The organism is uncultured Bifidobacterium sp., from assembly GCF_959020155.1.
In the GTDB taxonomy this organism is placed as follows: Bacteria; Actinomycetota; Actinomycetes; order Actinomycetales; family Bifidobacteriaceae; genus Bifidobacterium.
In genome coordinates, this window is the sequence record NZ_CAUERC010000043.1 from 1 (window position 1) to 9,790 (window position 9,790).

Here is a 9,790-nt window from a genome sequence, read left to right on the forward strand (position 1 = left end):
GCTCGGCTGGGCGAGGTTACGCGGATTGAGCTGGTCGTGGAGGGCATGCTGACCGGCTTCTTCGAGAAGGCCGGCGACTTTGAGCGCAAGGTTGCGCAGGTCCTGTGGGGTCTCTTCGCGTGTTTCTTCCATAGCTACCAAGTCTATCGTTCGGCGTTGATGGCCAGCGACTTCAGCAGATCGATGGCGTGTTCGGCCGAATTGAGTTCGGTTTCGCAGCGCGCCTTGGTGAAGGCGAGCGGATCGGAGATGTCGAGGGAGAACAGGTGATGGTCGGTAGCGGCCATATGGCCGGCATTGCCGTAGAATTCGACAGCCTCGCCCTCGTCTGCGGCGCGCGGGTCGCGAACAGTGAGTCGGGACCAGCTGGCGGCGGCCACCTCATCGCCGAATTGCGCCACGAGTTTTGCCCTGAGCCAGGCGCGGGTGTCTTCCGGCGGTTCGGTGGTGGCGCGTGCGATGTCGGCGGCGCTCACCACCCGTTCGGTGCGGGGTTCGAGTTTGGTGAAGATGCTGTCCGCGGGGTCGAGCGCCGCCCATTTCAGGTCGATGACCTTCAGTCGCGGGTCGTTCCAGCCATTGGCCACGCTGGGCGCAGCTGCCGCGGTGATTTTGCGGCGCAGTTTTTCGAGCAGCTGCCATTTGAGCAGCCATTCGATGCGGCTGGCCTCGCCGGTCATGGCCAGACGTTCGTCATCGCCGGCGGTGTGACGGATGGAGGCGCAGTCGATGAGCGCCTGCTGCCACATCGCCATGATGGATGTGGTGGATTTGTCCGGCCAGGCGGGCTCGCCGGCGGTGTCGGTGCCTTCGACCAGTGCGGCGACCTGGTAGACGGCTTGGCGCAGTTTGAGCTGGATAAGCCATGCGTTGGTTTCGCCGCCGTTGGCCAGCGGCAAGATTGCCCCCAGCGTCAGGTCGCGGGAAACGGTGTGTATGGCCTCGACTGGGTCAGACAGTTCGAGTTCGTCGAGGAAGGCGTTCAGGTCGAATCCGGCCTCGTCCGCATGTTCGAGCAGCCACAGCAGCATGCTCGTGGTGCCGAGTTTCAGTGCCTGCGGCACCTCCATGCGATTGGCGTCGCCGACGATGACGTGCAGACGGCGGTATGCATCGGTGGAGTGGGATTCGTCGCGCGTATTGATGATCGGGCGTTCGAAGGTGGTTTGCAGGCCGACTTTGGCGTGGATGTAGTCGGCGCGCTGGCTGAGCTGGTAGCCCGGAATCTCGCTGTTCTCGCCAATCCCTACGCGGCCGGAGCCGGCGTAGATCTGGCGGGTGACGAAGTGGAGGGTCATCAGGCGTGTGACCAAGTCGAATGGCACCGCGCGGGCCATCATATAGTTCTCGTGCGTGCCCCAGCAGGAGCCCTTGCCATCCACATTGTTGCGATGCAGGGCAATGGGAGTGCCAGTCTGTTTGCGGGCGTGTTCGGTGGCGGCCTGCATGATGAGGTCTCCGGCGTGGTCGTATCGGACCGCTTCGAACGGGTCGGTGGTTTCCGGCGCCGAGTATTCGGGGTGGGCGTGGTCCACATAGACGCGGCCGCCGTTGGGGGCGATCACGTTGGTGATGTTGAGCTGCGGGGCGTCGGTGAGCATGTCCGGGCGGGCGGCGGCGCGTTCGAGACGGGTGCCGCGCGCGTCGTTGACCGGGTCCTCCTGCCGGTAGTCCCAGCGGATGGATTTGCTGTGGCTGTCCGCGGCGCCATTCACCACGTCGAAGGACAGTTGCACCGGATTGTAGCGGTCCGGGGTGTTCAGGGATACCGCGTATTCGGTTTCGGTGCCCATCACTCGTTTAACGGTCATGTAGTGCTCCTTGAGCTTGAGCTATTCGGCGGTGCGGATGCGGCGGATCGGGTCCATGCCGTTGATGCGCGACCATTGTTCGGGGTCCACGTCGGCCATGGAATCGCGGGTCTCGCGGTATTCGTCTTCCACGGCGGCAGCGAGCAGCGGCACGGTGAGTGCCACGTCCAAGCCGGTTTCGATGGATTCCTTGACCGCTCGGGTCTTGGCCCGGTCCACGATGTTCTTGAGCATCGCGCCGGAGACCACGTCGGCCAGGAACAACGCATGCCACTGGCCGTTCTCCTCCTGCACGTCGCATAGATGGCGGCGTTCGGAGGTTCCGTAGATGTCATGCACCAGCACGGCGGACAAGGCGTGCGCGTCGACGCCATCTTCCAGAGGCAGGTCGTCGGTGAGGTAATGGTCCACGATGGCGATGGCCTGATTGGTTTTGGGCCGGCCGACGCGAATCTTGACGTCGAGACGCCCCGGTCGCAACACAGCCGGATCGATCATGTCCACGCGGTTGGAGGCACCGATTACCATCACATTGTCGAGTGATTCCACGCCGTCGAGTTCGGAGAGGAACTGGGGCACGATCGTGGTCTCCACATCGGAGGAGACGCCGGAGCCGCGGGTGCGTAGCAGCGAATCCATCTCATCGATGAACACGACCACCGGATTGCCGTCCGCGGCGCGTTCACGGGCGCGCTGGAAAATCAGGCGAATCAGTCGTTCGGATTCACCGACGTATTTGTTGAGCAGTTCCGGGCCCTTGACGGACAGGAACACGCCCTTGACATGGGTTTCGGCCGGACTGATTGCGCCGTCGCCATTCGAATCGTAACCACCCTCGCATAGGGCGTTCGCCACGGCCTTGGCAATCATCGTCTTGCCGTTGCCGGGCGGACCGTACAGCAGCACGCCCTTTGGCGGCTTCAAATCGTAGCGCTCAAACAGCGCACGATGCTGGAACGGCAGTTGGACGGCGTCCCTGATACGACCGATCTCACTATCCAGGCCGCCGATGTCGGCGAACGTGACATCCGGGGTCTCCTCCAGCACCAGATCCTTGTCGCCCTCGGCGGGCAGCGCTTCGATGGCGAGGCGGACGGACGGATCGACGATAATACGGTCGCCCTGATTGATGCCCGCATACGCGAGCGCGCCGGAACGGCGGATGAGCACGGGATTGCCGGAGGCGTCGGTAACGATCAGTCGACCGTCGTCAAGTACCTGCTTGACACTGCGAATCTGGCCCACGGTGTCAGCATCGCGCTGCTCGACCAGCACGAGCTTCTCGTTGAGCATCACGGTGGCCCCGGCGGTCAGGCGGGCGGCGTTGACGTTGGAGGCCACAGGCACCACCATGCGGCGGGTGCCGGAAATGACTTCGGCCGACGCGTGCTGGATGCCGTCTTCATCGGTGCGGGTGGAATCGACCTTGACCATGGTGGCGAAGGTGAGCGGCGGCTGAGCGAGCTGGGCGAGCTGTGACTTCGCCTTGGTCAGTTCCTTGCCGGCGCGGCTCAGCGCTTCGGCGAGCGCATGGTTCTTGGCCATCAGGCGATCGTTCAGCGCGGCGAGATCTTCGGTGTCGCTCATGCGGGTTCTTCGCTTCCCTTCTATCCGGGATTTTCGGCAACTTATGGCAGTCGGCAGACCCTATTCGTTGCCGTCGGAGGATTTCCTGTTACGTATTACAGTACGCACTTTTCGCACCACGAACCATACGATGATCACAATCACGGCCGCGATGACCACGTCCTCGAACACGCCGAGCGCGCCTTGAATCGAGCACCACTGGTCGCCGAGCAGGTAACCGGCGGAAACGAGGATGGTGTTCCACACGGCCGAGCCGAGCAGGGTCCAGCCGGTGAAGTGCAGGAAGTTCATGCGGTTGAATCCGGCGGGAATCGAAATCAGCGAGCGTACCACGGGAATCACGCGGCCGATGAGCACCGACCATGTGCCGTATTTGGTGAACCAGTCGTTGGCTTTGCTCACGTCTTTGCGGCTGACGCCGGGGATTTTGTCTGCCGCGAGATTGATGCGATGCAGGCCCACCCAGCGGGAGATGCCGTACAAGGTCCAGGCACCCAGTACGGAGCCGATGGTGGCCCAGATGATTGCGCCCGGCAGACTCAGGGTGCCGCGTGCGGCGGTGAAGCCGGAGAGCGGAAGGATGACTTCGGACGGGATGGGCGGGAAGATGGATTCGAGGGCGATGGCCAAGGCCACGCCGATACCGCCGATGGTTTCCATCAGCATGATCAGCCAGTCGGTGATGGTGCCGATCAGGCCGGGTTCGGTGGTGGTGCAGATGGGTGTGGGGTCGGTTGCAAGAATAGTGGCGGCTGCCATGGAAAAACTCATAGAGGGCATTGTCCCAAGGTTTTCCCAGAATCAGAAGCATGACGCAAGAAGATGTGCATTTTGTTGACAAGTCCGCCGAGAGCGAAGTTGGGAGCCCGGCTGATTCTGCGGTTTCTGTGCCGACGCTGAGCAAGCCCGGCCTGCTGGTTATGGATGTGGACTCCACGCTCATTGACGAAGAGGTTATCGACGAGTTGGGCGTGGTGGCTGGCTGCGGTGAGGAGATTGCCGGAGTGACCGCACGCGCCATGCGCGGCGAACTGGAGTTCTGCGATGCGCTGCGCGCACGAGTGGCCCTGTTGGAGGGCCTGCCGATCTCCGTGTTCGACACGGTGCATGACAAGCTGCATTTCACCAAGGGTGCACTGGAGCTTATCGACACGCTGCATGAACACGGTTGGAAGATCGGCGTGGTGTCCGGAGGCTTCCATGAAGTGGTTGACATGTTGGCGGCCGAGGGCCATATCGACTATTGGATTGCCAACCGGCTTGAGGTTGCCGATGGGTGCTTGACCGGCAAGGTGCTCGGCGAAATCGTGAGCAAGACTGTGAAGTTACACGCCTTGCAGACATGGGCGGACCGTTTGGGTATTCCGATGAGCCAGACCGTGGCTGTGGGCGATGGCGCCAACGATATTCCGATGATTCAGGCCGCCGGTTTGGGTCTCGCGTTCTGTGCCAAGCCAAAGACCCAGCTCGCCGCCGACAAAGCCATCAACGACCGCGACCTAACCCACGTACTCGATTACCTGCGCCGGTAAAATTTTACCGACCTCGGCTCCGGCACTTATAGTTGAGCCATGACTACTTCAGGCGCAGAACAGTTGACGCTTGCGGGGCTGGCTCCCCGCAAGCGTCGTAAACGTGCGCCTGCGGAGCATACGCCGGCCGAGCAGCATCCCATAGCGCAAGTCGTGCTGGATGTGCAGGCGCTCCACCTCGGTCAGACATTCGATTACTTCATTGATGAAAAAGACAGCGAGGCCGCACAACCGGGTGTGCTGGTGCGCGTGCGGTTTGGCGGTCAGAGGGTCAGCGGTGTGATTTGGGCACGCACCGATACCAGTGATACGCCGCGCTCTTCGATTCGCTATATCGAGCGAGTGCTAAGCCCCGATGTACTGGTTCCCGCTTCGATGCGCGAGGATATCGGTCTGGTTGCCAAAGCCTATGGCGGCACACGGGCCAATATTCTGCGTTTCGCCGTGCCACCGCGCGTGGCCAAGGTGGAGACCGAGCAGCGGTTGGCCGCGTCGTTCCGTCGGCCGGTCGGCGGCTCATTGCCGGATAATACGCAAGGCGGTTTTGCCGGGCGTGGCACCAATCCCGATGGGACCAAACTTGCTGGCTCTACCTTTGCCGTTGCTAGCACCGTTTCGGAGGGAGCTGCGCAGGGGTATCGTCGTCTGACCGCCAATTACGCCGATGTCAATGTGCTTCATGACGCGCTTACCGGTCAACGTTTCCAATCTTTTGTGTTTGATTCGTTGCCCGGTGCACAGGAGTGGCAACGAAACATGGCATGGATGGTGGCCACTGCGTTGAGTGCCGGTAAGGCTGCCGTAGTTGAATTGCCCACCATGCGCGAGGTCGAAGACCTGATGCATATGCTACGCAATTATGGACTCAAACCATTTGCCCCGGCTCCAACCGGCGGATGGATGGGCGATGTCGCCGTGCTCAATGCGGAGACCATGCCTGCGGCCGACCGGTACCGCACGTATCTGGCTGTGGCGTTGGGCCAGGTGAAGGTGGTGATCGGCACCCGCGCGGTGATGTATGCGCCGGTTGAAGGCCCGGCACTGTTCGCCATTCTGGAGGATGCCGCCTATCAGAACATGGACGGTATGATGCCGTATCCACAGGCTCGCGGCGTGATGCGGTTGCGCTCCAAGTCCCATGGCGGCGTGTTCGTGGCCATGGCCAATGCGCGCACTCCGCAAAGTCAGTGGGAAAACACCGGTCCAGGTACGGTGGAAACTCCGGTGAGCGGCTATTCCACCGCGATTCATCCGCTCGCCTCGCCACTGAAGGATGCGACGCCTTGGGTGCGTTGGCTCAATCGCGATGAGCTTGCGCGTCTCGCTGACCCGTCCATCGGGGCGCGCGTGCCGCATACGGCCGTCCGCGTGCTATCTAAGGCTTTGGAAAGTGGCCCCGTGCTGCTATCCATTCCGCAAGACAATGTCAGTGAGACCTTGAGCTGTGCGAAATGCCATCGTCAGGTGCGTTGTGCCAAGTGTTCCGGACCGTTGCAACTGCCGGCCGACCGCCGGGATTCTACACCGCGATGCCGCTGGTGTGGGGCTGCCGCCATCAACTGGAAGTGCCCGGGCTGTGGGCATGAACGTATGCGCGTGGTGCGTGTGGGGGCTGCCGGCACTGCGGCGGAGCTGGCCGGATTGTTCCGTGGCGTGCCAGTAGTTTTGTCCAGCAAGACGCAGGGTCTGGTGCGCGATGTAGCTTGCCAGCCGATGATTGTCATCGCCACTCCCGGTTTCGAACCGCGCGTGCGTCCGGTCAGTGCCGAACAGGGATCGGCTGGCCACGAGTATCGTGCCGTGGCCGTGCTCGACGCTTGGACCAGCTTGTATGCGTTGGGCGTGGATGCTCGCTTGGATACGTTGACCGCGTGGATGCGTGCGATGTCGTTGTGCGCGCCACGTTCCCGTGGCGGCCAGACGTTGATTCTCGGCGAAACCGACCCGGCCATCGCCCAATCGCTGATGCTCTGGGATTCGAGGATTCTTGCAGCCAAGGATCTCGAGGAGCGTGTGGAGACCGGTATGCCGCCGGCCGTGGCCGCCGCCTGCGTATGGGGACGCCGTGATGCGGTGATGACGCTGATGCAGCGTATCGGCGCGCTGGGCGGCGATTGGACGGCCTGCGGCGAGCTGCCCGGCATGTTGGGCCCGGTGCCGATCGCGCAACCGGACACGGTCGACGCCCGGGAGCTCGAAGCCACGGCCGACCGGGTGAAGGCAGTAATCCGTGTGCCGCAGAGTCGGCGAGCCGAGCTGGCGGCCCGACTGCACCGGGAAACCGCTCGTCATGTGGCGTCCCGCGAACCCGGCGAGCTTCGCTTCCGAGTAGATCCCAAGGACCTGATCTAATCGTCTTCAACACGTGAAACGATAATTACAGAATGAACATCGCTAGAAGGAGGACACCATGAAGGGCTGGCCTGGAGAGCCGGATATGGATTACGACGTGCTGGTCGCGGACGGCGAGGCCGCTGCGAACGCCGGCAAGCCGATCACCGACGTGATCTTCGATTTCGGCAACGTGCTGATTTACTGGGATCCGGCCGCCGTACTCATCCCCCGCTACAGCCAGAAGACCATCGACGAATTCCTCGACAACGACATCTCCGGCTTCTACGATGTCAACGACCTGATGGACGGCGGCACCAGCACCGACGAGGCCATCGCCATCATGCGCCGTGACAAGGGCGATAAGTGGGCGGACATCCTCGACTACTACATCAAGAACTTCCGCGACTCCCTGACCGGCATCGTGCCGGGCGCGCGCGTGCTGGTCAATGACCTGAAGGCTGCCGGCATCGGCGTGTGGGGCCTGAGCAACTGGGAATCCAGTCTGTTCCACGTGGCCGAGGAACAGTGCGATATTCTGCAGCAGCTTGATGGCAAACTCGTCTCCGGTTTTGTCAAGCTGCGCAAGCCACACAAGGAAATCTACGAGGCCGCGTTGAACCAGTTCGGCATCAAGGCCGATGGCGCGTTGTTCATCGACGACAAGGCCATGAACATCGTCGGCTCGAATGCGGCCGGCATCCGTGGCGTACGTTTCCAGGATCCGGTCAAGCTGCGTGAACTGCTCATCGCCAATGGCGTGAACATTCCGGCCGTGCAGTGAGCATCGACATTTCAAGGAGGACCATGCTCAAACTCGTGTTCGCCGGCACCCCCGACGTGGCGGTGCCCTCGCTCAAGGCCTTTGCCACCGATCCACGTTTTGATGTGGTCGGCGTCATTACCCGCCCCGATGCGCCTACCGGTCGCGGCCGCAAGCTCACGCCCAGCCCGGTCAAGGCGACGGCTCTGGAGCTCGGGTTGCCCGTCATCGATCTCAAACCCCGCTCCCCCGAATTCATGGAGGCGTTGAACGACCTGCATGCGGATATCGCCGCTGTCATCGCCTATGGCAATATCCTGCCCAAGAACGTGCTTGATGCGGTGCCCATGGGCTGGTACAACCTGCATTTCTCCAACCTGCCGAAGTGGCGTGGCGCCGCTCCCGCCCAGCGTGCGATTTGGGCGGGCGACCCGACCACCGGCGCCGACGTGTTCAAGGTGGGCGAGGGTTTGGACGATGGCCCGATCGTCGCTTCCCTGACCATCGAACTGACCGGCCGTGAGACTTCCGGCGAACTGCTTGACCGTCTGGCCGAGGAAGGCGCGCCCATGTATGTGGATGCGCTGGCCGCCGTAGGTGAAGGCACCGCCACATTCACCGCGCAGCCGGCCGAGAGCCTGGAATACGCGCACAAGATCACGGTGAAGGACGCCCGCATCAGTTGGACGGACGAGGCCGAGGCCATCGACCGTCAGATTCGCGCCTGCACGCCACATCCCGGGGCATGGACCGAACTGTTTGCGGAAGGGCCAATCGCCGATAATGACGAGTCAACCGCTAAATCCCTCGCCCTGCATATTCTCGCCGCACAACCGGCCGACCAGTCCAATCCCAACACTCCGGCCGAGCTTCAGCCCGGCGAGCTGAAGGTGGGCAAGAAGAACGTGTGGGTTGGTACCGGCAGCACGCCGCTGGAACTCACCCAAGTCAAGGCGCAAGGCAAGAAGGCCATGCGCGCCGCCGACTGGGCCCGAGGCGCACGCCTCTCCCCCGCCGCCTGCGTGCGATAACAAGCAATATCGCTCCCGCCTTCGGAAGCACAGTAAAGGCCCGGCATCTTCATAAAGAAGATGCCGGGCCTTTCAGCTATGCAATCGGCGATCAGTCGAGACCGGAGAGCTTGTTGATCAGCTCCGGGTCACGCGTCGCACCCTTGTCGGCCGAGCGGGCGAAGGCGGCGTACGCCTTCAGCGCCTGGGAGACGTGGCGGTTGCGGTGAGCCACGTAGCCGTCGCCAGCCTCAAGCTCGCGACGACGCTCGTCCAGCTGCTCGTCAGTCAGTTCGACGTTCACGGAACGGGCTTCGATATCGATATCGATGATGTCGCCGTTCTTGATGAGCGCCACCGGGCCCTTGTTGGCAGCCTCAGGCGCCATGTGGCCGATGGCCAGACCGGAGGAACCGCCGGAGTAGCGACCGTCGGTGAGCATGGCGACCTGTTTGCCGATGCCCTTGCCCTTGACGAAGGAGGTCGGGTACAGCATTTCCTGCATACCCGGGCCGCCCTTCGGACCCTCGTAACGAATCACAAGCGCCATGCCAGGCTTCAGGGTGTCGTTCAGAATGACCTCGATGGCCTGCTCCTGGGAGTCGACCACCAGAGCCGGTCCACGGAACTTCCAGATCTCCGGCGGAACACCGGCGGTCTTGACCACGCAGCCGTCGGGGGCCAGGTTGCCGCGCAGCACGGCGAGGCCGCCTTCGTGAATCTCCGGGTGGTTGATGTCGTGGATGGCGCCGTTGG

Annotated in this window: 7 protein-coding genes and 2 pseudogenes; 4 read left to right on the forward strand and 5 right to left on the reverse strand. The window is 62.5% G+C overall.

Annotated elements, in window-relative coordinates:
• The 4 genes and pseudogenes from Q5H31_RS07765 to Q5H31_RS07780 form a co-directional block, all read right to left on the reverse strand.
• Positions 1–132 (reverse strand): annotated as a pseudogene (locus Q5H31_RS07765) (inositol monophosphatase family protein); the annotation flags it as partial.
• Positions 133–143: 11 nt separating this feature from the next.
• On the reverse strand, positions 144–1,811 hold the full coding sequence (gene dop / locus Q5H31_RS07770) for a depupylase/deamidase Dop (protein ID WP_131275115.1): 1,668 nt from the start codon (positions 1,809–1,811) through the stop codon (positions 144–146).
• Positions 1,812–1,832: 21 nt separating this feature from the next.
• Positions 1,833–3,380 (reverse strand): annotated as a pseudogene (gene arc, locus Q5H31_RS07775) (proteasome ATPase); the annotation flags it as partial.
• 78 nt (positions 3,381–3,458) lie between these two features.
• Entirely contained in the window at positions 3,459–4,157 is a 699-nt protein-coding gene (locus Q5H31_RS07780) for a DedA family protein (protein WP_013582868.1), read from the reverse strand.
• Positions 4,158–4,207: 50 nt separating this feature from the next.
• On the opposite strand from Q5H31_RS07780, the gene serB reads away from it, so the two are divergent.
• From serB to fmt, 4 genes are read left to right on the forward strand one after another with little or no spacing between them, the layout of a single operon-like run.
• Positions 4,208–4,930, forward strand: coding sequence for a phosphoserine phosphatase SerB (gene serB, locus Q5H31_RS07785; RefSeq protein WP_007057164.1), 723 nt, complete (start codon positions 4,208–4,210; stop codon positions 4,928–4,930).
• Between the two features lie 39 nt (positions 4,931–4,969).
• Complete coding sequence (locus Q5H31_RS07790; RefSeq protein WP_117646660.1) at positions 4,970–7,282, forward strand: primosomal protein N'; 2,313 nt, start codon at positions 4,970–4,972, stop codon at positions 7,280–7,282.
• Positions 7,283–7,340: 58 nt separating this feature from the next.
• Positions 7,341–8,045 carry an HAD family phosphatase gene (locus Q5H31_RS07795; protein WP_007055594.1) on the forward strand — a complete coding sequence of 235 codons (705 nt, stop codon included), beginning with the start codon at positions 7,341–7,343 and terminating at the stop codon, positions 8,043–8,045.
• 23 nt (positions 8,046–8,068) lie between these two features.
• Positions 8,069–9,055, forward strand: coding sequence for a methionyl-tRNA formyltransferase (gene fmt, locus Q5H31_RS07800; RefSeq protein WP_032746888.1), 987 nt, complete (start codon positions 8,069–8,071; stop codon positions 9,053–9,055).
• Between the two features lie 91 nt (positions 9,056–9,146).
• Here the strand turns inward: fmt and Q5H31_RS07805 are convergent.
• Positions 9,147–9,790, reverse strand: a 644-nt coding sequence (locus tag Q5H31_RS07805) for a dihydroxy-acid dehydratase (protein ID WP_302457651.1), incomplete at its 5' end; no start/stop codon positions are given.

What these genes read in the sequence shown, in the direction of transcription:
- dop (WP_131275115.1), bottom strand. Translation starts at nt 1,811, where the DNA reads ATGACCGTTAAACGAGTGATGGGCACCGAAACCGAATACGCGGTATCC.
- Q5H31_RS07780 (WP_013582868.1), bottom strand. Translation starts at nt 4,157, where the DNA reads ATGGCAGCCGCCACTATTCTTGCAACCGACCCCACACCCATCTGCACC.
- Q5H31_RS07790 (WP_117646660.1), top strand. Translation starts at nt 4,970, where the DNA reads ATGACTACTTCAGGCGCAGAACAGTTGACGCTTGCGGGGCTGGCTCCC.
- fmt (WP_032746888.1), top strand. Translation starts at nt 8,069, where the DNA reads ATGCTCAAACTCGTGTTCGCCGGCACCCCCGACGTGGCGGTGCCCTCG.
- serB (WP_007057164.1), top strand. Translation starts at nt 4,208, where the DNA reads ATGACGCAAGAAGATGTGCATTTTGTTGACAAGTCCGCCGAGAGCGAA.
- Q5H31_RS07795 (WP_007055594.1), top strand. Translation starts at nt 7,341, where the DNA reads ATGAAGGGCTGGCCTGGAGAGCCGGATATGGATTACGACGTGCTGGTC.